Raw genomic sequence first — 22,032 nt, forward strand, 5'->3', positions numbered from 1 at the left:
TCAGACCATCGTGAGGACCATTCCCGGCTCGGCAAGGATCGCTCCGACGTCGGCCAGGAACCGGGACCCCTGTTCGCCGTCCACCAGGCGGTGGTCAAAGGACAGGCTCAGCGTGAGCACCTGCCGCAGTGCCACCTCGCCCTTGTACTCCCACGGCATGGTCCGCACCGCACCCAGGCCTAGGATCGCCGCCTCCCCCGGGTTGAGGATGGGGGTACCCGCGTCGATGCCAAATACGCCGATGTTGGTAATGGAGATGGTACCGCCGGACAGGTCAGCGGGCTGGGTCTTGCCAGCCCTGGCGGTTTCCGCGAGCGCTGTCAGCGCCTGGGCAAGCTGCGGGAGCGCCATGGCGTCAGCGTCCTTGATGTTGGGGACCATCAGTCCGCGGGGTGTGGCGGCGGCAATGCCCAGGTTCACGTAGTTGAAGGTGACGATCTCCTGGTTGTCCTGGTCCCAGCGGGAATTCAGCGCCGGGTTCCGCCGCACCGCCACCAGGACGGCCTTGGCAGCGAGCGTCAACGGGGTGAGCCTGATTCCGGAGAACTCCCTGCTGTTCTTGAGTTTCGCCAGCAACTCAAGGCTGGGCGTGACATCCACGGTGAGGAATTCGGTGGCGTGCGGAGCGGTGAAGGCGCTCTGCACCATCGCCGCCGCGGTGAACTTGCGCACGCCCTTGATGGGAGTCCGGGTCTCCCGCTCCCCCGGCCGGGTTCCACCGGCTACCGGCACGGGTCCGGCCGGCGGCGCAGCAGGCTCGCCCTCGTGCCCTGCAAAGTCCTGGACGTCCTCCCGCGTGATCAGCCCGCCGGGACCTGTGCCGTGCACCTGCGCGAGGTCAACTCCCAGGTCTTTGGCCAGTTTGCGGACGGGAGGCGTGGACCGGGGTCGCTCGGCAGGCTGGACATGGCCAACCTGGACATCGGCAACCTGGACATCGGCAGGCCGGGCGGGTTCAACCACCGGCGCCAGGTTCCCGGAAGCCTCCACCGGGGCGAAGTTCCGCGGCCGCCGCGTTGGCCGGCCGGAACCTTCGACGACGGCGCCGTACCCCACCAGGTTGGGTTCCCGTTTCGGCGTCTCCGCTGGGTTGGGAGTTTGCACGGAAGCCTCCCCCATCCCCGGCGAAAAGGCGCCGGTCACCTGCGCTGGTGACGCACCGGCGTCGTCCGGCACCTCGAAGGAGACAATCGGCTTGCCCACCTCCACCACGGAACCCGGCTGTTCGTGGAGTTCCTTGATGACGCCGGCAAACGGCGACGGGAGCTCCACCACGGCCTTGGCGGTTTCCACTTCGGCGATGACCTGGTTCAGGCTGACGGTGTCGCCAACGGCCACTTTCCAGCTGAGGATTTCGGACTCCGTGAGTCCTTCACCCAGGTCGGGGAGCCGGAATTCCTTGATCATGGTGGCGCTCATCCTTCCAGCCCGCTCAGGGAATTGGGGCGGCCCAGGGCGCGGTCCACGCCATCGAGGATGCGGTCCAGGCCCGGCAGGTGGTGCATTTCCAGCTTGGAGTACGGGTAGGGAATGTCGAACCCGGTCACCCTCACCGGAGCGGCCTCCAGATGGTAGAAGCAGCGCTCCGTAATGCTGGCCGCCACTTCCGCGCCCAGCCCGCCGGATTGTGCGGCCTCGTGCGTCACCACCAGGCGCCCGGTCTTCCGCACGGACGCCACCACGGGCTCATAGTCCACGGGCGCCAGCGAGCGCAGGTCGATGACTTCAATGGAGATGCCTTCGTCCGCCGCGGCGGAGGCGGCATCCAGGGCTGTCTTGACCAGGGGCCCGTAGGCCACCAGCGTGACGTCGCTGCCGTCGGTCAGCACGCGTGCCTTGTCCATGGGCAGGGCGGAACTCGGGTCCACGGACTCGTCAACTTCGCCTTTGTCGTGGTAGCGGCGCTTGGGTTCGAAGTACAGCACGGGGTCGTCGCAGGCGATGGCCTGCTGGATCACGGTGTATGCGTCCTGCGGGTTGGCCACGGTCACCACCCGAAGCCCTGAGGTGTGGGTGAAGTAGGCTTCCGGGGATTCGGAGTGGTGTTCCGGCGAGCCGATGCCGCCGCCGAACGGCACCCTGATGGTGATGGGCATCCTGACCGCCCCGCGGGTGCGGTAGTGGAGTTTTGCCACCTGGCTGACGATTTGGTCGAACGCCGGGTAGATGAAGCCGTCGAACTGGATCTCCACCACGGGCCGGTAACCGCGGTAGGCCAGGCCTACGGCGGTGCCCACGATGGCGGACTCCGCGAGCGGGGTGTCCACCACCCGGTGCTTGCCGAAGTCTTTTTGCAGGCCGTCCGTCACCCGGAAGACGCCGCCCAGGGCGCCGATGTCCTCGCCGAGGAGGACCACCTTGGAGTCGTTTTCCAGCGACTTGCGCAGCCCGGCATTGATGGCACGGGCAAAGGTCAACTGGGTCATCAGCGTGCACCTTCCTTGGAAACGGCTCCGTCGGGGTCACCGAAGGACGCCAGGTAACGGGCGTAATGGTCCTGCTGGCGTTCCAGCCAGGAATTGGGCGTGCTGTAGACGTGCTTGAAGATGTCCATGGGCTGGGGGTCCGGCATGGTGGTGCATCCGCGGCGCATCTCCGATGCAACGGCATCGGCTTTGTCCTTGACCTGCTGCTGCAGCTCCGCGGTCAGGATCCCCTTCCGGTCCAGGAGGCCGGCCAGCCGGGAGATGGGGTCCTTGGCGGCCCAGTCCTCCAGTTCATTGGCGTCCCGGTAACGGGTGGGATCGTCGGCGGTGGTGTGCGGGCCCATGCGGTAGCTGACGGCCTCGATGAAGGTGGGGCCGCCGCCGCGACGGGCCCGGTCCAGTGCCAGCCGGGTGGCAGCCATGACCGCCAGGACATCGTTTCCGTCCACCCGCAGGCTGGGGATGCCGAAACCCGTGGCCCGGTCCGCGAGCTGGATGTGGGACTGCAGCCGTACGGGCTCGGAGATGGCCCAATGGTTGTTGGTGCAGAAAAATACCACCGGGGCCTGGAAGCTGGCGGCGAACACCATGGCCTCGTTCAGGTCGCCCTCACTGGTGGCACCGTCCCCGAAGTAGGTGACGGCCACGGCGTCGGCGCCGTCATTCTGGATCCCCATGGCGTAGCCCGTGGCGTGCAGGGTCTGGGCGCCGATGATGATCTGCGGCGTTGCCATGTTGATGCTGTACGGGTCCCAGCCGCCGGAGGCGTTCCCCCGCCACACCCGGAGGAGGTCGGTCAGGTCAACACCGCGGCAGTACGCCACTCCGTTCTCGCGGTAGCTGGAGAACACGAAGTCGTCCGCCCGCAACGCCCTTCCGGACCCTATCTGGGCTGCCTCCTGGCCCAGGAGCGGGGGCCACAGGGCCAGTTCACCCTGCCGCTGCAGGGCCGTGGCCTCCACATCGATCCGGCGGATGACGGTCATGTCCTCGAAGAGGGAGCACAACTGATCGTCGGTAATGTCCCGGACCCAGAAATCAAACTCCGGGTGGCTGATGCGCTCACCTGACGGGGTGATCAGCTGGAGGAGATCCGGTCCGGCTTCGCCGGGGGTTTTCGCGCTTTCGGGGGTTTTTGCGCCGCCAGGGCCCGTTTCGTCTGTAGACACGATTGCCGCAACCTTCGTACGTCGTTGACCCGTGGTTTGCGGACTTTTGGCCCTGCCGCCACCGGCCTTCCGGGCGTCATTGCCCCAGATACTGTGACCCTACTCACAATGCCCAACGGGTACAACCACTGCGGCGCTTATTGAGCAGGATGCCCTGTCTGGAGGGCTGGCACCGTGCTAGCGTTGCGCATTATGCGAGCTTTGGATGGCACTGACACCCGCCTGTTGTCGGCACTCGCGCAGGATCCCCGCCGCACCGTGGTGGCCCTCGCGCAGAAGCTGGGCCTGTCCCGCAATACCGTCCAGGCGCGCATGGCCCAGCTGGAAAAGAAGCACGTCTTCCTGTCCTTTGAACGGCGCATCAATCCCGTGGCCCTGGGGTATCCGCTCATGGCTTTCATCTCCGTCCACGTGCAACAGCAGAGGCTCGGGCAGCTGGCGGAGGACATTGCCGCCATCCCCGAGGTGCTGGAAGGTTACGGGCTGACAGGATCAGCGGACCTGCTGCTGCGCGTAGTGGCCAGGGACGCAGAGGATCTCTTCCGTATCAACGGCAAGATCCTGGCCTGTGATGGCGTGGAGCGGGCTGACACCGCCCTGGCGATGGGTGAGTTGATCCCCTTCCGGGTGCAGCCCCTGCTGGACCGCGGCTCGGAGGGCGCATAGCGCAGGCACCGGACCTTCCGCGCGGCGCTGCACGCACGACGGCGGCGGGCAGGGTTATAGGCTGGTTTCCGTCATATGCCGGGCCGGGAGAGGCCCGGGCCAGTTCGCCGGCGCCACAGCGCCTGTCAGACGAGAGGCTTCCCTTTTGAGCAGTCCCCAGGATCCGTACCGGCAGGGCCGGGCGGGCTACACGCCACAGCAGTTTCCAGCACTGCCGGAGCAGCCCGCCCCGTTCGGCCTCCCGGGGGAACCGCCCCGGCAGCGGAGCCGGCGGAGGCTGTGGATCATCCTTGGCAGCATCGGCGGGGTGCTGCTCCTGGTGATCCTCGGCGTCGTCATCCTGGTGAACGTCGTGGGAAGCGCCACCAACCAGGCCAGGGGCCTGGCGGACGGCTTCACCAGGAAAGTCATCGCCGGCGACACCTCCCGCGCCTATGACGAATACCTTGACCCGGCCCTGCAGAAGCAGCTTTCCAAGGAGGCCTTCATCTCAGGGGTGAAGAGCCTGGAGATGGACAGTTCCTGCCAGCCCGCCTACAACGAGCTCAAGGTGGCCACCGACAACGGGATGAAGTCGGCCGAGGTAGTGGGCCAGATCAGCTGCACCGGCAAGAAGGTGGACCTCGCCTACCGCTTCGAAGGCACGGACCGGCTGCTGATGACCAACATCAAACTGCGGCCGGCAGCCTAGCCGGACGGCCGGCGCCCCGGGCAGCGGGGCACCGATCGGGAAAGTGGAAAGGGTACTGATCTTTTTACCCATCCATGCGCGGCCATGATCCGAATCGCTTCCGAGGGTCCCGACCAGGGGCCTGTTTATCCGGCGGGAACTGCTGCCCGCCCTATCGGAAGGAACCGGCCATGCGCAACTCACCCAACCGCCTCGTCGCCACCGTTTTCGGAGCCGTCTACCTGCTGGTGGGCCTCCTGGGCTTCGCTGTCACGTCCGGCGTCGGTTTCGCCGCCACCGAAGGCGCGAACCTCATCATCTTCGAAGTCAATCCGCTGCACAACGTCATCCACCTGGCCATCGGCGCCGCGCTGCTCTTCGCCGGGCTTCGCGGAACGGCCACCGCCCGAACCGTGAACGCCACGGTAGGCGCCGTCTACCTCCTGGTGGGCATCGTGGGTCTGTTCCTGCTCAACTCGCCGCTGAACATCATCGCCCTGAACGGCGCCGACAACGTCCTGCACCTCGCCAGCGCCGTACTCCTCCTCGGCGTGGGCCTGTCGCTGGACAAGTCCCCGGCCACCGCAAGGGCTTAGCCGTGGCGGTCCCGGTACCGGTCCGGCCGATGGCGCCGGACCAGCCAGGCCTGCAGGCGGGCAGTGCTGTTCGACTCGTCACCGGGTTTGCGGGCTTTGGTGCGGGATCGGTCAACCTCGCCATTTCGTCCAGTATCTTTTCGGCAGCAGCGGGACCTGCGGCCACCCCAGCGGTTGCCGCAGGTGTTGCGGCCGGGGCCTGGGGGCTGATGCTGCTCGCCGCTGCCGTGGTGTTCCTGGCAAGGGACCGGCTGCCGGGCGGCCGGAAGTCGCGGTATGTGCTGGCCGGTGCAGCCGCCGTCCACCTGGCCGCGATGGCATCACCTCCCGTTGCCGGCCCGGCCTCGGGCCTCAGCCTGACCCACCTTTCGGCGTTGCTGCTCACGCTGATGATCCTCGCGTCGCTCGGGTGGCTCCAGCGCGAACGGCAGCACCGCGAACCGCGGGTTCCGGCCGCAGGGGCCGGAGGGCGGCCGGGCCGGCTGTTGCTGGGAGCTTTCGCCGGCGCCGTCCTGGTGGCAGGGATTGCGACGCCGGGCCTCGCCGCCTCGACGGCCGGCCAGTACGCCGTCCCGCACGGCGGGCACGGGAACCCGGCGCCGGGCGGCCACCACCAGCACTGAATCCCCCCTTCCGGTAAACCGCGCGGGGGGCGGCAAACGCAAAGAGCCTCCAGGCCGCGGTATGCGGCTGGAGGCTCTTCGCTGTCATGCCGACGCTGCCGGCATATCCACCAGTGGCCAGCCAGTTAGTGGTCCATTGATCAGTGGTCCCGCTGTCAGTGGTCCGGCTGTCAGTGGTCCACGGCCTTTTCGGCTCCGATGCCCGTGAGCGAGCGGACTTCCATTTCCGCCTGCTTCGCGGGGTCTTCCGTCCTCTTGTCCAGGGTGGTGCCCAGCCAGCCCAGGAAGAAGGCCAGCGGAATGGACACAATGCCCGGGTTGCTGAGCGGGAAGAGGGCGAAGTTGGCCCCGGGGATCATTGAGGTCTTCGCACCGGAAACCACCGGGGAGAACACGATGAGCAGGATCGCCGCGGCCAGGCCGCCGTACATGCTCCACACGGCACCCTGGGTGGTGAACTTCCGCCAGAACAGCGAGTAGATGATGGTGGGCAGGTTGGCTGAAGCGGCGACGGCGAAGGCCAGCGCCACCAGGAAGGCAACGTTCTGGCCGTTGGCGAAGATACCGCCCAGGATGGCCAGGATGCCGATTACCACCACGGTGCGCCGGGCCACCCGGACTTCAGTCGCCGCGTCGGCCTTGCCCTTGGCGATGACGTTGGCGTAGATGTCATGCGCGAAGGATGCGGCAGCCGTGATGGTCAGGCCTGCCACCACCGCCAGGATGGTGGCGAAGGCGACAGCGGAGATGAAGCCGAGCAGCAGCGGCCCGCCCAGGTGGAAGGCCAGCAGCGGGGCGGCAGCGTTGACGCCGCCCGGGGCGCCCTTGATGGTGTCCGGACCCACCAGGGCCGCAGCACCGTAGCCCAGCACCAGGGTGAACAGGTAGAACAGGCCGATCAGCCAGATGGACCAGACCACGGACTTGCGCGCTTCCTTGGCCGTGGGCACCGTGTAGAAGCGCATCAGGACGTGCGGCAGGGCTGCCGTGCCCAGGACCAGCGCCAGGCCCAGGGACATGAAGTCCAGCTTGGAGGTCTCGGTCTTGCCGTACTGCAGGCCCGGGTTGAGCACGGCCGGGTTGTTGGCCGTCTCCACCGCGCCGCCCAGCAGGGCGGAAAGGTTGAAGCCGTAAATGGCCAGGACCCACAGGGTCATGACTGCGGCGCCTGCGATCAGCAGCATGGCTTTGATGATCTGGACCCAGGTGGTGCCCTTCATGCCGCCGATCAGGACGTACATGATCATGAGGGCGCCGACGACGACGATCACCAGGGCCTGGCCACCCCAGTCGCTGATGCCCAGCAGGAGCGAAATCAGGCTTCCCGCACCGGCCATCTGGGCCAGCAGGTAGAAGAAGCAGACGGCCAGGGTGGAGATGGCGGCCGCGATCCGCACCGGGCGCTGCTTCAGCCGGAAGGAGAGCACATCGGCCATGGTGAACTTGCCGGTGTTGCGCAGCAGTTCGGCCACCAGCAGCAGCGCCACCAGCCAGGCCACCAGGAAGCCGATGGAGTACATGAAGCCGTCATAGCCGTTGATGGCGATGGCACCGGTGATGCCCAGGAAGGATGCTGCCGACAGGTAGTCGCCGGCGATGGCGGTGCCGTTCTGCGAGCCCGTGAACGAACGCCCGGCAGCGTAGTAGTCGGCGGCAGTTTTGTTGTTGCGGCTGGCGCGGAACACGATCACCATGGTCACGGCCACGAACAGGCCGAAGATGCCCATGTTCAAAAGGGTGGTTTCCTTGAGGGCGGCAACGTCCACCGCGGCTGGGATTGCGATCATTTGTTGGCTCCGCCCACTCGGTTTCCATTCTTATCGAATTCGTGGCCTTCGATCTCATGCCTGATTTCCGAGGCGATGGGGTCCAGTTTCCGGTTCGAGTAGTGGACGTACCAGCCGGTGATGGCAAAGGTCGAGATGAACTGGAGCAGGCCCAGGATCAGGCCCACGTTGATGTTGCCCCAGACCTTGGTGGACATGAACCCCACCGCGTAGTCGGCGAGCAGGACATAGGCGAAGTACCACAGCAGGAAGGCCACTGCCATGGGGAAGACAAAGCTGCGGTGACGCTTGCGCAATTCCTGGAACTGCCCGGTCGACTGGACCTGCTCGAAGTCCACGGACGCCGCTGCGTCCGGAGTATGGGCATCATTACCCATGATTCCTCCTCATTGAGTTGCCGGTACACACCGGGCGGCAGGCCCTGGGACGAAGGCCCCGGACTGGGGCTTCGGACAGGGACACTGCGCAGAGGCACTGCACAGGAACACCGCAGATGTGACACCAATCACTCTGCCGCTGCCGGCCTGCCCGTTCCAGAACTTCGCCGCCCACGGTCGCTCAACGGTTGCGATGCTGCGGCAAACGGCACCCGCCGCTACGCTGGGCACCATGCCGGACTCCCCCCTCCTCACCGCTGCGGCCGTTGCGGTGATCGCCATGGCCATTGCCGTCGTCGTCGGCGTGGGCCTGAAGGTGCTCCGCTCCTTCAGGGACCTTGGCACTGACGCCGAGCGCGCCACCTACCACACGCTCCACGCGGCATCCCAGGCCGGGCAGCACCTGCGCCGCGGCCTGAACCCGGCCGGCGCTGCCAAAGCCAGCCGCCAGCTGCGCACCCTCCTGGGCTGCGACGCCCTGGCGATCACGGACACGTCCGGCGTGCTGGCCTGGGACGGCGGCGCCGAGGACATCCGGCCGCACCTGATGGAACTCGCCGCAGGGGTCCTTTCGTCGGGCCGGACCGCTGTCCTCTCCGCAGGCGTGGACGGAACCGGCGGCCGCCTTGCCGGCGTCGTCGCCCCGGTGCGGGCCGGCACCCGTATAGTCGGCGCCGTGGCCGCCTTCGCTCCTTCCGCCGGGGCGGGCCTGGTCAGGGCGACGGGGGAAGTGGCCGACTGGGTGGCGGTGCAGGTGGAGCTCGCGGAATTGGACGCGTCCCGCACCCTGCTGATGGAGGCGGAAGTGCGGGCGCTGCGTGCCCAGATCAGCCCGCACTTCATCTACAACTCACTGAACGCCATCGCATCGTTCATCAATACGGACCCTGAACGGGCCAGGGAGCTGGTGGTGGAGTTCGCGGACTTCACCCGCTACTCCTTCCGCCGGCACGGCGACTTCACCACCCTCGCAGAGGAGCTTCGCTGCATCGACCGCTACCTGCTGCTGGAACGGGCCCGGTTTGGTGAGCGCGTGCAGGTCAGCCTGCGCATCGCCCCCGAAGTGCTCAGCACCGTCATCCCCTTCCTCAGCCTCCAACCACTGGTCGAGAACGCCGTCCGGCACGGGCTCGAGGCCAAGGCGGGGCCCGGTCATATCAGCATCACCGCCGAGGACGCCGGCGCATTCGCGGAAGTCACCATTGAGGACGATGGCGTGGGAATGGACCCGGAGCAGCTCCGGTCGGTGCTGGCGGGGCATGCGGACGGGGACCACGTGGGGCTGCGGAACGTCGATGCCCGCCTCCGGCAGGTGTACGGCAACGACCATGGACTGGTGGTGGAAACCGCGCCCGGTGAGGGAACGCTGATCACCATGCGGGTGCCAAAGTCCCAGCCCGGGCACGATGCGTGAGGCGGCCGCTGCAGCTGGAAGTACCCTAGGAGAATGATTAACGTCCTCGTCGTTGATGATGAGCTGCCCGCCGTTGAGGAACTGGCGTTCCTGCTGGGCAGGGACGAACGCATCGGCAAGGTGCTGCGGGCGACGTCCGGCGCTGAAGCACTCACGGCCCTGTCCGCCGGGAGCATCGACGCCGTCTTCCTGGACATCCATATGCCCGCCGTGTCCGGCCTGGACATCGCCGGCGCCATCGCCCGGAGCAGCAATCCCCCGGCCGTTGTCTTTGTCACCGCCGACGAGGAGCACGCCCTGGCGGCGTTCGAACTCGCCGCCGTGGACTACCTGCTCAAGCCGGTGCGTGCCGAGCGCCTGGCCCGCTCCGTGGGGCGGATCAGTGAACTGCGCGACGGCGGCGCGGCACCGGAGATGATCACGGTTGACCAGGGCGGGACCACCAGGATGATCCGCCGCGACGACGTCACCTACGTCCAGGCGCAGGGGGACTACGCGCGGCTGCACACCGCCGATGCCAGCTACCTCATCCGGGTGCCGCTGGCCGACCTTGAACAGCAATGGGCGGACGCCGGCTTCATCCGCACCCACCGCTCCTACCTGGTGGCACTGAAGCATGTGTCCTCAATGAAGCTGGCGGCCGACGGGCCGCGCGTCACGGTGGCGGGCGCGGGCCTCCCCATCAGCAGGCGGCACCTGCCCACCGTGAGGGAAAGGCTGGAGGCCACCAGGATCAGGCCGCACGCATGAGCCGCGTCCGGGTCACCGCACCGCACGCTTTCCCCCGGTCCCCGGCGCAGGGCGGGCGGCGTTCGCTCGAATCGCGTGAAGCCGCACAGGATTCCGAGGTGGGTCAGGTGTTCGTCCGCTCCCTCATCAGGTCCCAGCTGCGGCTTGCCCTGGTGGTGGCGGGCGGCTTCCTGCTGATCCTTGCCGCTTTCCCGTTGATCCTTGTGGTGGTTCCCGGCCTGGCCGAAACCCGGATCGGCGGCCTCCCGTTCGGCTGGCTCCTGCTGGGGGTTGGGATCTACCCGGTGATCGGGTTGAGCGCCTGGCTGTACGTCAGGACTGCGGCGCGCAACGAGGCCCGCTACCGGGACCTGGCCGGCGAACCATGAACACGCGTTCGCACCACAACCCGGTGAGGTACGGGTGAATGCCGGCGTCGCCATGGCAGCCGTGGCGGTGGTGTCCCTTGCCACGGCCATTATTGGTTTCTACGGGCTGCGGATCTCACGCACCACGGGGGACTTCTACGTTGCCTCGCGCACCGTGCGGCCGTGGTGGAACGCGTCGGCGATCGGCGGCGAGTACCTGTCCGCCGCCAGCTTCCTGGGCGTGGCCGGGCTCATCCTGCTGTCCGGGACCGACGCGCTTTGGTTCCCGGTGGGATACACCGCCGGCTACCTGATGCTGCTGCTCTTCGTCGCCGCGCCGCTGCGGCGTTCGGGCGCCTACACCATCCCGGACTTTACCGAATCACGGCTCTCTTCCAGGACGGTGCGGAGGGTTACCAGCCTGGTGGTGGTCGTGGTGGGGTGGCTGTATATCGTCCCGCAGCTCCACGGAGCGGCCCTGACCATCCACATCGCCACGGGCCTGCCGTCCTGGGTGGGTTCCGTGGCCGTCGTGGTGGTGGTTTGCCTGACGGTGGTGGCGGGCGGAATGCGGTCCATAACCTTTGTCCAGGCGTTCCAGTACTGGCTCAAGCTGACCGCCCTGGCCGTGCCCATCCTGTTCATCATCTTCGTGCTGGCGGGCCACGGGGCCCAGCCGCAGTCCGCGCCGGCGGTCAACCCCACGGACCTGGCACCCGCCGGGCTGTACCAGAACGTGTCCCTGCTGGTGGCCCTGCTGTTCGGCACCCTGGGGCTGCCGCACGTGCTGGTGCGTTTCTACACCAATCCGGACGGGCACTCGGCGCGGCGCACCACCCTGATCGTCCTGGGCCTGCTGTCCGTGTTCTACCTCTTCCCCACGGCCTACGGCCTGGTGGCCCGCATGTACGCACCCGGCCTGGCCCGTTCCGGACAGCCGGACGCCATGGTCCTGCGGCTGCCGGGTGAACTCGTCGGCGGGATGCCCGGGGACCTGCTCTCTGCCCTGGTGGTGGCGGGCGCCTTCGCCGCGTTCCTGTCCACCACGTCGGGCCTGGTGGTGTCGCTTGCCGGCGTCATCAGCCAGGACGTCCTGGGCGGCAGCGTCCGCGGTTTCCGCCTCGCCGCCGTCGTGTCCGCCGTCGTCCCCCTTGGCTTTGCCTTCATGACGGGATCCCTGGCACTGGCCGGCAGCGTGGGCCTGGTCTTCGCCTTCACCGCCTCCACTGTGTGCCCGGTCCTGCTGCTGGGCATCTGGTGGCGCGGCCTGACCGACGCCGGGGCCATCGCCGGCATGCTGACCGGCGGGGTGCTGTGCGGCGGGGCAATGATTGCGGGCTCCGTGACCGGTTCGGTGCAGACACCCGCGTGGCTCGCGCAGCCTGCGGCGTGGAGCGTGCCTGCCGCCTTCGCCGTCATGGTCATCGTGTCCCGGGCCACCTCCCACCGGGTTCCCGCCACGATGCCGCGGATCATGACCCGCCTCCATACCCCGGAGCGGCCGCTGGCCACCGAACGGGGGCCGGGAGGACAATAACGCCATGTCCACCCAGGACGGCGGTGCGTCCGACCAGCATGGTGCAGTTCCAGCCTCCGTGCGTGCGCAGCTGCTCGCCACGGAACACTGGGGCCTGCTGGCATCCCGCAGCACGGCCCAAGGCGAGGTACTGACCCGCATCAGCATGTTCCTCACCTTTACGTCGGCAAGCCTGGTCAGCGTGGCGCTGGTGGGGCAGGCCACAGGGTTTTCGGATGCCTTTGTCCTGCTGGCCGTGGTTATTCTCTTCATCGACGTGGCGATCGGGCTCCTGACCCAGCTCCGGGTCATGAACGTGGCGCACGAGGACCTCATGTACGTCACGGCCATGAACAGGTTGCGGGCTGCCTACGTGGACCTTGATCCGGGAGTGGCACCGTACCTGATGGCTGCGCACCACGACGACGAGGCAGGCTCCCGGCAGACTTACTACTTCTTTGGGGGCAGGGGCAACTTCAGCCATGTGGCGGGCAGCAGCATGATCTTCATGGCGACGGCGAACGCCGCCTTGATTGCCATCCTTTCGGGCCTGCTGGTGACTCTGGCCGGAGCGGGTATGGCGGCAGCCATTGTGGCGGGCGCCGCATGCGGTGCAGGGTTCCTCGGCGTGGCCGCCGTGAAGGGGTACAGGGGCTATCGCGATGTATGGCGTCGTTTTGCGCCGCTCTCCCCCACTCCGCCGCGGGACCGGGAATAGCGGCTGCGGGGCGTGGCCCGTCAGTCGATGGCAGCCATCAGTTCGACGACGCGGTCCAGGAAGGCATCCACCTGGGATTCCTCGTAGCCATCCTGGCCAACCGCCGGGCGGAAGACTGCGCGGCGCACGCTGTCCACGCTCAACGGCGTGTCCTGTTCGAGGTAGGCGACAAGTTCGTGGCACAGCCGGTCGACGTCGGCCGTGTTGTAACTGCGGGCCTTCTTCTTGGTGGGCCGGCGGAAGCGGTCACCGTCCGGCCGGTGCAGCCGTCCCCGGAGGATGCCGGAGAGGCTTCCGATCTCGCGCAGCCAGGCTTCCTCGCCCTGGGCCGCGATGAGCTCATCCCGTTCCCGGCGGGCGAAGGCGTCCTCCAGCCGGTCCAGTGCGGCGTCCACGACGGCCGCGGAGTAGCCGCCCTTGACGGGGTCGAAGGACACGGCCCTGACATCGGCGCTGTTGACGGGGTCGGTGGCGGCATGGGGTGTTTCCAGCGAGACCCGCGCCCGCTGCAGGAACTCGTCCACCTGCTTGGCGTTGTACCCGTACTCACTGCGCTGCACGCGCTCAAAGGACGCAGGGATTTGCCGATGAATGTCCAATGCCACTTCGATTCCTTCAATGCTCTTCAGCCGTAGTGCTTCCGCACCAGTCTAGGATGCCGGGGTTGCTTCAGCCGCCCGGGCCCTTTTTATGTCGGACGCCCGGTTGTGCCGGGACTGATGGGTTATGCGCCGGCCACGAGCCCGTACAGGATGAAGGCCACGGGCGAGGCGAAGACGATGGAGTCCAGCCGGTCCATGACACCCCCGTGTCCGGGCAGGATGCTGCTCATGTCCTTGACGCCCAGTTCACGCTTGACCATGGATTCGCCAAGGTCACCGGCTGTGGCCGCGGCAACGGTTCCCACCGCCAGCACCACTCCTACCCACCAGGGCTTGTCCAGCACGAAGATGGCAGCCAGCACGCCGATCAGCATGGCGCCCGCCGCGGACCCTGCGAATCCCTCCCAGGATTTCTTGGGGCTGATCTTCGGCGCCATGGGGTGCTTGCCGATGGACGCGCCCACGAGGTAGCCGAACGTGTCGTTGGAGACCACCAGCAGCAGCATGACGGCAATCTCCCACGCACCGATGGGGGCGGCGCCGCCGGGCCAAAGCCCCAGCGGCGTGGTACCGGCCGCATGCAGCGGCAGTGCCGCGAAGCTGATGAAGAACGGTACCCAGCCCAGCGTGAAGACACCGGCGAAAATGCTGTTGGCCGATCCGGCGGCGCTTTCGATCGACCGCCACAGCAGGACTGCCACGGCGCTGAGGAGCAGGGCAAACAGTTGACTCTCGATGCCGCCGAAGTAGGCGGCGAAAGGCAAGGCCACCGTGCCGGTCATGACCGGCACGATGGGCATCCTGGTCCCGTTGTGCTCCAACGCCCGGTAGATCTCCCACACGCCAAAAACGGCGAAGGCCGCGACGATGGCTACGAAAGCCAGCGGGATGAACAGCAGGCCGCCCAGGACGGCAAGCAGCATCGCCAGGCCCACCACGACGGCGGCGGGCAGGTTCCGCCCGGCCTTTGGCGTCGGGTTGCTCCTGGGCTGCTTCCCCCGTGTGCGCGCCCTGGGTGCGGGGGCCTGATCTGCCTGGCCCATCAGACTTCGAGCAGCTCTGCTTCCTTGCGCTTGAGCAGCTCGTCGATGCCGTCCACGTGTGCCTTGGTGAGGCTGTCCAGTTCCTTTTCGGCGCGGGTGCCTTCGTCTTCGCCGGCCTCGCCGTCCTTCACCAGGCGGTCAAGGGTCTCCTTTGCCTTGCGGCGGATGTTGCGGATGGAGATCTTGGCGTCTTCGCCCTTGGTCTTGACGATCTTGACGTATTCCTTGCGGCGTTCCTTGGTCAGCTCCGGGATGGTGATCCGGATGACGTTGCCGTCGTTGGACGGGTTGGCGCCGACCTCGGAATCGCTCAGTGCGCGTTCGATGTCGCGCATGGCGGACTTGTCGAACGGGGTGATCAGGATGGTCCGGGCGTCCGGGATGGCGAAGGAGGCCAGCTGCTGCAGCGGGGTGGGAGAGCCGTAGTAGTCCACCAGGACCTTGTTGTAGAGGCCGGGATTGGCGCGACCGGTACGAATGGAGGCGAAGTCTTCCTTGGCTACCTCAACCGCCTTGTCCATCTTCTCTTCGGCCTCAAGCAAGGTATCTTCGATCACGGTCTCTCCTGACGGTTCTGGTGCAGTCCGGGGCGCCGGTTCCCTGCACTCACGTGGTTCTTTGTTGCCGTTTCCGTCCCCGCCGGGAGGGGCGGGGACGGAACTGTCCTGGAATCATCCTAGCCGGAGCTAGGCAGTGACCAGCGTGCCCAGCTTTTCGCCGAGGATGGCGCGGGTGACGTTGCCTTCACCCTCCATGCCGAAGACCACCATGGAGAGGTTGTTGTCCTTGCACATGGTCATGGCCGTCTGGTCCATGACGCGGATGTCGCGGCGCAGCGCATCGTCGTAGCTCAGGGTCTCCAGGCGTTCCGCGGTGGGGTCCTTCTTGGGGTCTGCGGTGTACACGGCGTCCACCCCGCTCTTGGCCATGAGGACCACGTCGGCATGCACCTCCAGGGCCCGCTGGGCTGCCACGGTGTCGGTGGAGAAGTAGGGCAGGCCGGCGCCGGCGCCGAAGATGACCACGCGGCCCTTCTCCATGTGGCGGATGGCACGGCGCGGAATGTAGGCCTCGGCCACCTGGCCCATGGTGATGGCACTCTGGACGCGGGTTTCCACGCCCGCCTGCTCCAGGAAATCCTGCAGTGCAAGGCAATTCATGACCGTGCCCAGCATGCCCATGTAGTCGGCGCGGGATCGGTCCATGCCGCTCTGGGACAGTTCGGCGCCGCGGAAGAAGTTACCGCCGCCCACCACGATGGCCACTTCCACCTGCGGGACGGCCGCCGCAATCTGCTTGGCGACGTCGCGGACGGTCTCGGGGTCGACACCGAGTTTCCCGCCGCCGAAGACCTCGCCGGAAAGCTTCAGGAGGACCCGCCGCTTGTTCTTCTCGGAATGGATGACAGTGTTGACGGCTTCCATGATGCCTTCCCGTTGATGACTCTGAAAAAAGGGTATCCTGCCGGATCCTGTGGTCGGAACCGGCCGCGCTCCATGTGGACTGCGCGCATGCAAAAGGGGCGGCCACCGAAGTGGCCACCCCCTTGCGGAATCGACTAGGAGCCGACGCGGAAACGCGTGAACGCGGTTCCCTTGACACCGGCCTCTTCGAGGATCTGTGCCACGGACTTCTTTGCGTCCTTCGCGAATGCCTGGTCAACCAGGACCTCGCCCTTGTAGAAGCCCGTCACGCGGCCTTCCACAATCTTGGTGAGGGCAGCTTCGGGCTTGCCTTCGGCCTTGGCGGTCTCCTCGGCAATGCGGCGCTCGGACTCAACGAGTTCGGCAGGAACGTCCTCACGGGTGAGGTAGTTCGGAGCCATGGCGGCGATGTGCACGGCGACGTCGTGGGCGGCGGTGGCGGCGGCTTCGCCTTCACCGTCGACAGCGAACAGGACGCCAACCTGGGCCGGGAGGTCCTTGGAGGTCTTGTGCAGGTAAGCGTCAACCGTTGCACCCTCGATGCGGGAGATGCGGCGGACAACAACCTTCTCGCCCAGGACTGCGCCCTCTTCGATGACGACCTCGGACAGCGGCTTGCCGTCGACCTCGGTGGCCAGCAGGGTTTCGAGGTCGGCGGCGCCGGACTCGACGGCGACGGCCAGGACCTTGTCGGCCAGCTGGATGAACTTGTCAGCCTTGGCAACGAAGTCGGTCTCGCAGTTGACCTCGATCATGACGCCGACGCCATTGCTGACCTTGGCGGCCACGAGGCCTTCAGCGGTGGAGCGGCCTTCGCGCTTGGTAGCGCCCTTGAGGCCCTTGATGCGGATGATCTCGATGGCCTTCTCGGCGTCACCGTTCGCTTCGTCAAGAGCCTTCTTGACGTCCATCATGCCGGCGCCGGTGCGCTCGCGCAGGGCCTTGATGTCCGCGGCAGTGTAGTTCGCCATGTGAACCCCTCTGTCTAGAAAATGTGTGGTGGTGTACGGACCGACAGGACGGCGGCCCACAAGGTGGGCTGCCATCCTGTCAGCAGTTCCGGCTGCGGACAGCGCGGAAAATCCGGATTTAAGTTGTGTTACTTGGCGTCTTCGGCGGGAGCCTCGGCGGCGGCCGGAGCTTCGGCTTCTTCAGCCGGAGCAGCGGGGGCTGCAGCAGCTTCCTCGGCCTTGCTGCCTTCGAGGAGCTCGCGCTCCCACTCAGCCAGCGGCTCTTCCGGAGCTTCGGTGGCGCCCGTGCCGCGGTTGTTGCGGGCGATCAGGCCCTCGGCAACGGCGTCGGCGACAACGCGGGTCAGGAGGTTCACGGAGCGGATGGCGTCGTCGTTGCCCGGGATCGGGAAGTCGACTTCGTCCGGATCGCAGTTGGTGTCCAGGATGGCCACAACCGGGATGTTCAGCTTCTTGGCCTCGTCAACGGCGAGGTGTTCCTTCTTGGTGTCCACGACCCAGAGCAGGGACGGAGCCTTGGTCAGGTTGCGGATACCGCCCAGGTTGGACTCCAGCTTGGTGAGCTCGCGCTTGAGGAGCAGCAGCTCCTTCTTGGTGTACGCGGAGCCGGCGACGTCGTCGAAGTCGATCTCTTCGAGTTCCTTCATGCGCTGGATGCGCTTGGCGACGGTCTGGAAGTTGGTCAGCATACCGCCGAGCCAACGCTGGTTGACGTAGGGCTGGCCCACGCGGGTGGCCTGCTCGGCAATTGCTTCCTGGGCCTGCTTCTTGGTGCCGACGAAGAGCACGGTGCCGCCGTGGGCAACAGTGGCCTTGACGAACTCGTAGGCACGGTCGATGTAGGACAGCGACTGCTGAAGGTCGATGATGTAGATGCCGTTGCGCTCGGTGAAGATGAAGCGCTTCATCTTCGGGTTCCAACGGCGGGTCTGGTGTCCAAAGTGGACGCCGCTGTCAAGCAGCTGGCGCATGGTTACGACGGGCATTCCGACGCTCCTTATTTTCCGGCAGGTCATTCATGAGAAAACCCGGAGGCTTCTTACCCTGCCAATAGTTGACGGTTGATTAGCGTGGCCCGGGCGGGCCGTGCTCCTGGCATCCACCGCCCTTCCCATCAGGACCAAAGCCTGACCGCAGGAAGCGCAGTCCTCCGTGCACGACACCGGGGCGTCGGCAGCCGGAGGGCTGGATGCGCGTAGTCAGCCGCCGCTCCCCCACACTTCTGAATGAGATGTGCCGACGCAATCCGGACAGGGGCATGTACCGCGGGGGTAAACCACTGGGACGGGAAGCGTTGAGGGCGCAGCAAACTGCTCCATCAAGTGTACTACAGGCGTCCCCTTCCACCGGACACCCGGCGCTGCCGGCGCACGCCGCCAGGTGGTTGTCCACATAGGCGGAAAATGCCCTGCCGGTACCACGCGCGGCCGGGCAGGCTGGTCCCATGAAACCACCGGTGCTCCTGGCCGCACTCCTGCTGTTGCCTGCGTCCGTGGCCTCGCCCGGCCCGGCCCTGCCGTCCGGCGCTGGCACACTCCAGGCAGCCACACTCCAGGCATCCACACTCCAGGCATCCACCCGCGCGGCAACCATCCACAGGGACAGAACGACGGCGGCTGCCGCGGCGGGTGCAGCACCTTCCTGGCAGTGGCCGCTGGCACCGCGCCCGCCTGTGCTGCGCGGTTTCAATCCCCCGCCAAAGCCCTGGCTCAGCGGCCACCGGGGCGTTGACCTGGGTTTCGCCGTGGCCGGGGCTCCCGTCACGTCCCCCGCGGCGGGAACGGTGGGCTTCGTGGGGGTCGTGGTGGACCGGCCCGTGATCACCATCGACCATGGCGGTGGACTGCGGAGCAGTTTCGAACCCGTGGAGAGCACCCTGGCAGTCGGGGCCACCGTAACTGCGGGCCAGGTGGTGGGGGCCGTGCTGCCGGGACACTGCCCGGCGGCGCAGTGCCTTCACTGGGGAGTCCGGGACGGAGAGGACTACGTCAATCCGCTGCAGTTCGTCCTGGACCTTCGCCCGTCCATCCTGCTTCCGCTGCCAGGCCCGCCGTGACCTGCAGTCCGGTCGGTGCCAGCCGGACAGTGCCTGAGGGCCGGTCGGGAGCGGCGGGCCGGTCGGGAGCGGCGGGCCGGTCGGGAGCGGCGGGTCGGTGGCGGCCAGGCGGTGGGGTGGCACCTTGGGCATGCCGGCTAGACGATGGCCGAGATGCCCGTGATGGCCCGCCCGGTGACCAGCGTGTTGATCTCGGCTGTGCCCTCGTAGGAGTAGATGGCCTCGGCGTCGGCGAAGATCTTGGCCATCTCGAAGTCGGTCACGATTCCGTTGCCGCCAAGGATGCTGCGGCCCAGCGCCACGCTGTCCCGCATGCGCGCCGTGGCGAAAGCCTTGGCCAGCGCCGACTGTTCGTCCCTCGCCGCGCCCTCGTCCTCCAGCTGTGACAACCGGACCATCATCCCCGTCGAACTGACGGTGTTGCCCAGGATCCGGACCAGCTGGTCCTGGATGAGCTGGAAGGAAGCCAGGGGGCGGCCGAACTGGTGGCGCTCCACGGCATACCGGCGGGCAACGTCGAACGCGGCCAGCTGGAGACCAACGGCCTGCCAGGCGACGGACAGGCGGGTGGCCTTGAGTACTTTGTTGACGTCCCGGAAACTGTTGGCGTTGGCCAGTTTGAAGCGTTCCGGGACCACCACGTCCGCCAGGACAATGTCGGCGTTTTGGACGGTGCGCAGGGAGATCTTGTTCTCGATCTTCGTCGCGCTGAACCCGTCAAGCGTGGTGTCCACCATGAAGCCCTTGACCTGGTTGTCCGCCACGTCCCGGGCGTACACCACCACCCAGTCGGAAAAGGTGGCGTTGCCGATCCACCGTTTTGCCCCGTTGAGGATCCAGTTGCCTCCGTCTTTCCGCGCCGTGGTGCGCGTTCCGCCAGCAACATCGCTGCCGCCCAGCGGCTCGGTCAGGCCGAAGGCACCGATCTTCTTCAGCGAGTAGATGTCGGGAAGCCACGCGTCCTTCTGCTCCTGGGACGCCAGCAGCTCGATGGAACCGGTGAACAGCCCGTCGTGCACGCCCAGGAATGTGGCGATGGAGGCGTCGGCACGGGTGACCTCGGCGTGCAGCATGCCGGCGAAGAGGTTGGAGTACCCCTGCCGGCGGACGGGGCTGACCAGGTCCAGGCCGGCAAGCTTAGGCACCAGGTCCGCGGGGAACTCACCGCGGTTCCAGCAGTCCACCGCGATGGGCCTGACCTCACGTGCCAGGAAGTCGCGGACCTCGGCGAGGCGGTCCTGTTCCTTGCCGGAGAGAAGCTGTTCGAAGGCAAAGAAATCCCCGTCGGCGTAGGGAAGTTCGTGGGGATCGGCTGCGGAGGTGGCCATGGGTACCTTCTTTGGTGATCAGCGCTGACCATGCCGCGGAGCGGAGCACGGTATGTTACTGGTCAGTAACATACCGCAGGATGCGGGGTTAACCAAGAAAACCGCGGCCAACGAAGATAGTCGGCCGCGGTTGTCGATTGGCGGTAGGGCTACTCGGACTTGAACCGAGGACCTTAGGATTATGAGTCCCGCGCTCTAACCAGCTGAGCTATAGCCCCAAACCCCCGCAGACACGTGGTCAAACGCCACGCTCCGGCAGGGCAGAAACACTCTAGCAAACCCGGGAAAGGGTTCAGACCACTTTGTCCTCGTAGGTGGCGCCGCGGTAGAGGTCCTCGAAGGTCTGCAGCGTCGTCTGGATACTGTGCGGCTCCACCATGTGGCGGCTGGCACGGCCCATGGCGCGCTGTTCTTCCTTGGGCAGCTCCAGGACCTGGGTGATCTTCTTGGCGAGGTCGTCACTGTCGTTGGGCGTGAACAGATACCCGTTCTCGCCGTCACGCACCAGGTGCGGCAGCGCCATGGCGTTCGCAAGGACCACCGGGGTGGAGGCGGACATCGCTTCCAGGGTCACCAGCGACTGCAATTCCGCCGTTCCGGGCATGCAGAACAGGTCCGCCCGGATGTAGGCCTTACGCAGGTCCTCGTCGCTGGCAAGGCCCAGGAACTTCACCCGGTTTCCCAGCCCCAGACGCCGCACCAGGTCCTCGAGGGCGGAGCGCACTTCGCCGCCGCCCACGATCTCCAGATGGACGTTCAGCTCCGGCGGGGTCTTGCCGATGGCCTCGATGAGCACGTCCACATGCTTTTCCTCCGCCAGGCGTCCGGCAAACAGGACGGTGGGGTTGGCATGGGGCTCGATGTGTTCGCCCGGCTTGAGTTCGTAGGCTGCGGAGTCGATGCCGTTGGACAGCGGGAGGACTTTCCGCAGGAAGGCGTGGTCGTGCATGGCCCGGGCGGCCAGGGGCGTGGGGGTGGTCACCACGTCTGCCTGTCCCATGACCTTGCCCATGTCCTTCCAGGAGACGCGCCCGATGATGTCCTTGAACCACTGCGGGAAGGGCAGGAAGGGGTTGAGGTTTTCGGGCATGAAGTGGTTGGTGGCGATGATCCTGACGCCGCGTTTCACGGCCTCATAGAGCACGTGCTCGCCGATCATGTAGTGGCTCTGGATGTGCACCACGTCCGGCTTGACCCGGTCGAAGAGCAGGCTGATGTCCTTCTTGATTTCCCAGGGGAAGCAGAGGCGGAAGGTCTCGTGGGTGAAAGCCCTGTGCGAGCGCAGCCGGTGCACGGTTGCTTCCTCGCGGAACTCGGTGAAGCTCTTTCCCTTGCTGTCGCGGGACGCCAGGACATGGACGTCGTGTCCCCGTGCAGTCATGCCCTTGGCCAGCCGGTATCCAAACTGTGCCGCGCCGTTCACGTCCGGCGGATAGGTGTCCGCCGCGATCAGGATGGTCAGGGGGCGCTGGTCGGCTGGCGTGGTCATATGGAGTACTCCTGATGGTCACGGTGCGGGCAGCGTGGAACTGACAGCACGGTTGGCCGG

23 protein-coding genes and 1 tRNA gene are annotated in these 22,032 nt (G+C 66.7%); 10 read left to right on the forward strand and 14 right to left on the reverse strand.

All coding sequences use genetic code 11. From position 1 onward, the window contains the following. From AC3ANU_RS15565 to pdhA, 3 genes are read right to left on the reverse strand one after another with little or no spacing between them, the layout of a single operon-like run. Positions 1-1,419 carry a dihydrolipoamide acetyltransferase family protein gene (locus AC3ANU_RS15565; RefSeq protein WP_488314829.1) on the reverse strand — a complete coding sequence of 473 codons (1,419 nt, stop codon included), beginning with the start codon at positions 1,417-1,419 and terminating at the stop codon, positions 1-3. Further along, on the reverse strand, positions 1,416-2,426 hold the full coding sequence (locus AC3ANU_RS15570) for an alpha-ketoacid dehydrogenase subunit beta (RefSeq protein WP_018771669.1): 1,011 nt from the start codon (positions 2,424-2,426) through the stop codon (positions 1,416-1,418). Before AC3ANU_RS15570 ends, AC3ANU_RS15565 begins: the two co-directional genes overlap by 4 nt. Beyond that, entirely contained in the window at positions 2,426-3,595 is a 1,170-nt protein-coding gene (gene pdhA, locus AC3ANU_RS15575; RefSeq protein ID WP_478222081.1) for a pyruvate dehydrogenase (acetyl-transferring) E1 component subunit alpha, read from the reverse strand. Before pdhA ends, AC3ANU_RS15570 begins: the two co-directional genes overlap by 1 nt. Positions 3,596-3,787: 192 nt before the next feature. On the opposite strand from pdhA, the gene AC3ANU_RS15580 reads away from it, so the two are divergent. The 4 genes from AC3ANU_RS15580 to AC3ANU_RS15595 all read left to right on the forward strand — a co-directional run bounded on the left by AC3ANU_RS15580 (position 3,788) and on the right by AC3ANU_RS15595 (position 6,150). Then, positions 3,788-4,261, forward strand: coding sequence for an Lrp/AsnC family transcriptional regulator (locus tag AC3ANU_RS15580; protein ID WP_142073819.1), 474 nt, complete (start codon positions 3,788-3,790; stop codon positions 4,259-4,261). A 145-nt stretch (positions 4,262-4,406) separates the two neighbouring features. Further along, positions 4,407-4,952, forward strand: coding sequence for a hypothetical protein (locus AC3ANU_RS15585; protein ID WP_018771666.1), 546 nt, complete (start codon positions 4,407-4,409; stop codon positions 4,950-4,952). A gap of 170 nt (positions 4,953-5,122) precedes the next feature. Beyond that, complete coding sequence (locus AC3ANU_RS15590; protein ID WP_056389952.1) at positions 5,123-5,527, forward strand: DUF4383 domain-containing protein; 405 nt, start codon at positions 5,123-5,125, stop codon at positions 5,525-5,527. 2 nt (positions 5,528-5,529) lie between these two features. Then, positions 5,530-6,150, forward strand: a complete 621-nt coding sequence (locus tag AC3ANU_RS15595) for a hypothetical protein (RefSeq protein WP_223994594.1) — start codon at positions 5,530-5,532, stop codon at positions 6,148-6,150. Between the two features lie 170 nt (positions 6,151-6,320). On the opposite strand, the gene AC3ANU_RS15600 is transcribed toward AC3ANU_RS15595, so the two are convergent. Continuing rightward, positions 6,321-7,937 carry a solute symporter family protein gene (locus AC3ANU_RS15600; protein ID WP_018771663.1) on the reverse strand — a complete coding sequence of 539 codons (1,617 nt, stop codon included), beginning with the start codon at positions 7,935-7,937 and terminating at the stop codon, positions 6,321-6,323. Further along, entirely contained in the window at positions 7,934-8,314 is a 381-nt protein-coding gene (locus AC3ANU_RS15605; RefSeq protein ID WP_018771662.1) for a DUF485 domain-containing protein, read from the reverse strand. Before AC3ANU_RS15605 ends, AC3ANU_RS15600 begins: the two co-directional genes overlap by 4 nt. A 232-nt stretch (positions 8,315-8,546) precedes the next feature. Here AC3ANU_RS15605 and AC3ANU_RS15610 point away from each other — a divergent pair, with 232 nt between their 5' ends. From AC3ANU_RS15610 to AC3ANU_RS15630, 5 genes are read left to right on the forward strand one after another with little or no spacing between them, the layout of a single operon-like run. Beyond that, entirely contained in the window at positions 8,547-9,728 is a 1,182-nt protein-coding gene (locus tag AC3ANU_RS15610) for a sensor histidine kinase (RefSeq protein ID WP_056390028.1), read from the forward strand. Positions 9,729-9,761: 33 nt separating this feature from the next. Beyond that, complete coding sequence (locus tag AC3ANU_RS15615) at positions 9,762-10,478, forward strand: LytR/AlgR family response regulator transcription factor (protein WP_018771660.1); 717 nt, start codon at positions 9,762-9,764, stop codon at positions 10,476-10,478. Continuing rightward, entirely contained in the window at positions 10,475-10,846 is a 372-nt protein-coding gene (locus AC3ANU_RS15620; protein ID WP_018771659.1) for a DUF485 domain-containing protein, read from the forward strand. The genes AC3ANU_RS15615 and AC3ANU_RS15620 overlap by 4 nt, the downstream gene beginning before the upstream one ends. A gap of 52 nt (positions 10,847-10,898) precedes the next feature. Beyond that, a complete protein-coding gene (locus tag AC3ANU_RS15625; RefSeq protein ID WP_377204789.1) occupies positions 10,899-12,362 on the forward strand; it encodes a sodium/solute symporter in 1,464 nt (487 codons plus the stop codon). Positions 12,363-12,366: 4 nt separating this feature from the next. After that, positions 12,367-13,059 (forward strand): hypothetical protein, encoded by a 693-nt coding sequence (locus tag AC3ANU_RS15630; RefSeq protein WP_488314830.1) that lies wholly within the window; start codon positions 12,367-12,369, stop codon positions 13,057-13,059. Between the two features lie 20 nt (positions 13,060-13,079). Here AC3ANU_RS15630 and AC3ANU_RS15635 read toward each other — a convergent pair whose 3' ends face one another. The 6 genes from AC3ANU_RS15635 to rpsB all read right to left on the reverse strand — a co-directional run bounded on the left by AC3ANU_RS15635 (position 13,080) and on the right by rpsB (position 18,085). Continuing rightward, positions 13,080-13,664 (reverse strand): DivIVA domain-containing protein, encoded by a 585-nt coding sequence (locus AC3ANU_RS15635; RefSeq protein WP_488314831.1) that lies wholly within the window; start codon positions 13,662-13,664, stop codon positions 13,080-13,082. A gap of 119 nt (positions 13,665-13,783) precedes the next feature. Next, entirely contained in the window at positions 13,784-14,704 is a 921-nt protein-coding gene (locus AC3ANU_RS15640; RefSeq protein WP_018771655.1) for a phosphatidate cytidylyltransferase, read from the reverse strand. Next, entirely contained in the window at positions 14,704-15,261 is a 558-nt protein-coding gene (frr, locus tag AC3ANU_RS15645; RefSeq protein WP_018771654.1) for a ribosome recycling factor, read from the reverse strand. Before frr ends, AC3ANU_RS15640 begins: the two co-directional genes overlap by 1 nt. A 129-nt stretch (positions 15,262-15,390) precedes the next feature. Next, positions 15,391-16,128: a UMP kinase gene (gene pyrH / locus AC3ANU_RS15650; RefSeq protein WP_018771653.1), complete on the reverse strand. Its 738-nt coding sequence runs from the start codon at positions 16,126-16,128 to the stop codon at positions 15,391-15,393. A 134-nt stretch (positions 16,129-16,262) separates the two neighbouring features. Beyond that, on the reverse strand, positions 16,263-17,099 hold the full coding sequence (gene tsf, locus AC3ANU_RS15655; RefSeq protein ID WP_018771652.1) for a translation elongation factor Ts: 837 nt from the start codon (positions 17,097-17,099) through the stop codon (positions 16,263-16,265). A 128-nt stretch (positions 17,100-17,227) separates the two neighbouring features. After that, complete coding sequence (gene rpsB, locus AC3ANU_RS15660) at positions 17,228-18,085, reverse strand: 30S ribosomal protein S2 (protein WP_018771651.1); 858 nt, start codon at positions 18,083-18,085, stop codon at positions 17,228-17,230. 458 nt (positions 18,086-18,543) lie between these two features. On the opposite strand from rpsB, the gene AC3ANU_RS15665 reads away from it, so the two are divergent. Further along, positions 18,544-19,155 carry a M23 family metallopeptidase gene (locus AC3ANU_RS15665; protein ID WP_018771650.1) on the forward strand — a complete coding sequence of 204 codons (612 nt, stop codon included), beginning with the start codon at positions 18,544-18,546 and terminating at the stop codon, positions 19,153-19,155. Positions 19,156-19,292: 137 nt separating this feature from the next. Here AC3ANU_RS15665 and AC3ANU_RS15670 read toward each other — a convergent pair whose 3' ends face one another. The 3 genes from AC3ANU_RS15670 to AC3ANU_RS15680 form a co-directional block, all read right to left on the reverse strand. Next, positions 19,293-20,483 carry an acyl-CoA dehydrogenase family protein gene (locus tag AC3ANU_RS15670; RefSeq protein ID WP_488314832.1) on the reverse strand — a complete coding sequence of 397 codons (1,191 nt, stop codon included), beginning with the start codon at positions 20,481-20,483 and terminating at the stop codon, positions 19,293-19,295. 144 nt (positions 20,484-20,627) lie between these two features. Continuing rightward, positions 20,628-20,701: transfer RNA gene (locus AC3ANU_RS15675), tRNA-Ile, on the reverse strand. Positions 20,702-20,775: 74 nt separating this feature from the next. Beyond that, a complete protein-coding gene (locus tag AC3ANU_RS15680; RefSeq protein WP_018771648.1) occupies positions 20,776-21,972 on the reverse strand; it encodes a glycosyltransferase in 1,197 nt (398 codons plus the stop codon). Between the last annotated feature and the right edge of the window lie 60 nt (positions 21,973-22,032).

The organism is Arthrobacter sp. SDR-2R, assembly GCF_057747955.1.

Bases quoted from the DNA above. Each gene is read 5' to 3' on its own strand.
- AC3ANU_RS15565 (WP_488314829.1), bottom strand. From the start codon at position 1,419: ATGAGCGCCACCATGATCAAGGAATTCCGGCTCCCCGACCTGGGTGAA.
- AC3ANU_RS15570 (WP_018771669.1), bottom strand. From the start codon at position 2,426: ATGACCCAGTTGACCTTTGCCCGTGCCATCAATGCCGGGCTGCGCAAG.
- AC3ANU_RS15580 (WP_142073819.1), top strand. From the start codon at position 3,788: ATGCGAGCTTTGGATGGCACTGACACCCGCCTGTTGTCGGCACTCGCG.
- AC3ANU_RS15590 (WP_056389952.1), top strand. From the start codon at position 5,123: ATGCGCAACTCACCCAACCGCCTCGTCGCCACCGTTTTCGGAGCCGTC.
- AC3ANU_RS15600 (WP_018771663.1), bottom strand. From the start codon at position 7,937: ATGATCGCAATCCCAGCCGCGGTGGACGTTGCCGCCCTCAAGGAAACC.
- AC3ANU_RS15605 (WP_018771662.1), bottom strand. From the start codon at position 8,314: ATGGGTAATGATGCCCATACTCCGGACGCAGCGGCGTCCGTGGACTTC.
- AC3ANU_RS15610 (WP_056390028.1), top strand. From the start codon at position 8,547: ATGCCGGACTCCCCCCTCCTCACCGCTGCGGCCGTTGCGGTGATCGCC.
- AC3ANU_RS15615 (WP_018771660.1), top strand. From the start codon at position 9,762: ATGATTAACGTCCTCGTCGTTGATGATGAGCTGCCCGCCGTTGAGGAA.
- AC3ANU_RS15620 (WP_018771659.1), top strand. From the start codon at position 10,475: ATGAGCCGCGTCCGGGTCACCGCACCGCACGCTTTCCCCCGGTCCCCG.
- AC3ANU_RS15625 (WP_377204789.1), top strand. From the start codon at position 10,899: ATGGCAGCCGTGGCGGTGGTGTCCCTTGCCACGGCCATTATTGGTTTC.
- AC3ANU_RS15630 (WP_488314830.1), top strand. From the start codon at position 12,367: ATGTCCACCCAGGACGGCGGTGCGTCCGACCAGCATGGTGCAGTTCCA.
- AC3ANU_RS15640 (WP_018771655.1), bottom strand. From the start codon at position 14,704: ATGGGCCAGGCAGATCAGGCCCCCGCACCCAGGGCGCGCACACGGGGG.
- pyrH (WP_018771653.1), bottom strand. From the start codon at position 16,128: ATGGAAGCCGTCAACACTGTCATCCATTCCGAGAAGAACAAGCGGCGG.
- tsf (WP_018771652.1), bottom strand. From the start codon at position 17,099: ATGGCGAACTACACTGCCGCGGACATCAAGGCCCTGCGCGAGCGCACC.
- rpsB (WP_018771651.1), bottom strand. From the start codon at position 18,085: ATGCCCGTCGTAACCATGCGCCAGCTGCTTGACAGCGGCGTCCACTTT.
- AC3ANU_RS15665 (WP_018771650.1), top strand. From the start codon at position 18,544: ATGAAACCACCGGTGCTCCTGGCCGCACTCCTGCTGTTGCCTGCGTCC.
- AC3ANU_RS15670 (WP_488314832.1), bottom strand. From the start codon at position 20,483: ATGGCCACCTCCGCAGCCGATCCCCACGAACTTCCCTACGCCGACGGG.
- AC3ANU_RS15680 (WP_018771648.1), bottom strand. From the start codon at position 21,972: ATGACCACGCCAGCCGACCAGCGCCCCCTGACCATCCTGATCGCGGCG.